Genomic DNA, 1458 nt, shown 5'->3' on the forward strand with positions numbered 1-1458 from the left:
AATGTATCCGCCTGCGTATTCAGTAGTGCTATTGATGAGCGTTACTTGCTGGCGGCCCTGAAACTCACGCTTAATTACATTTTTAGAAACTTTTTGACCTGCAGCATCATAAACATATTGTATACTGGCACTCCATGTTCTTCCTGACATGCTTGCTTTTCCATTAAAAGGAATCACCCAAGGTAAGTTTAGATGATTATAGGAGATATTGCTTGTAATAATTTTGCCACTATCCTGAAGCATATTACCATTGTTGTCGTATGTATAAGTACTTGTATCTTTAAAACCTTCTGCAGAACCTGAACTATCTGCCACGTTCATAAGTTTATTACCTGAATCATAAGTATAAACCAAATTATCCATTTGGCCGAATTGGGTTGCAGCTTCGTCAGTATTACCCAGTCGAAGCAGGGTTAGAATATTTCCGTTTTTATCATAACTTAAACTTTCGTTATACCTGCTTATGTTGTCAACAGCATTGGTAAGCCTGTTTAAAGCATCGTAGGTATAAGTGTAATTTCTTAAACCGGTATCTGTATTGGCTGTTTTCCAGAAAGTCTGGCTGATGTTGCCGTTATATAATGATTTTGTCGGGTCTGCGGCATTATTATAATTGATCTGAAAAGCAAATAAATCACTGCCTATGTTATTGGCATTGTTGATGTTCTTGAGCCAGCCCCTGATATTATAATCATAATTTACAATTTGTAAACGTGATTGTGTTGTTTTTCCTCCAACCCCTTTGCTTATTAACTGACCTAATTCATTATAGCTATTGTCTGCAATAAATTCTTCGGCCTGACTATTTATCTTTTGTTTTTGTGTCAGGACTCTGCCCGCATTATCGTAAGTAAAGGTATCTATAATTGTGATAGGGGATGCTGAACCTTTTTGATGGGTATTGGTCGTTTCCATCACCTTACCTGCAAAATCAAATTTGGTTTTGGTTGTATTTATTACATCTAAATAAGCATTTTTAGCATAATTGTAAACAGGCCTTTCTTTACTGTCATAATAAACAACGGTTGTAATCCAATTAAGATTATTTAAAACACGAACTTTAGAACAGGTAGAAAGTCCTTTTGCATTTGTAATTGGAGTAATACCGTACGATATATCTGCCGTTCCTCCGTCCAAATCTATATTTTCATAATTATCATAGTAATTGATGGTGAACAAATTAATACCTGCATCAGGAAAAGCCGCATTAGAATAGTGTACAGAGAAGCCATTAATATTTAGTGCTGTCGTTTGTCTGCTTTCATACAAACTACTGGTTTGATCGGCCAATGTTTGCACTGTTGCTCTTGTCGTTTGCGCAGTATTGCTATATTCTCCTGTATAAACAGGCCTGCCAAAAGCGTCATATTTAGTAAAGAGCCATTTATTATTGACTCTTAAATTGGCATCCTGGGTCAGAACAAGTCTGTCTAGTTTATCATATACTAGGTATTCCCA

The 1458-nt window shown here is 36.1% G+C and carries 1 protein-coding gene; it reads right to left on the reverse strand.

Features of this window, described 5'->3' with window-relative positions; genetic code table 11:
* Nucleotides 1-1458 (reverse strand): RHS repeat domain-containing protein (locus tag GWR14_RS23690; protein ID WP_394367943.1); only part of this gene is annotated, 1458 nt, incomplete at both ends.

Source organism: Flavobacterium ajazii, from assembly GCF_010614725.1.
Taxonomy (GTDB): Bacteria; Bacteroidota; Bacteroidia; order Flavobacteriales; family Flavobacteriaceae; genus Flavobacterium; species Flavobacterium ajazii.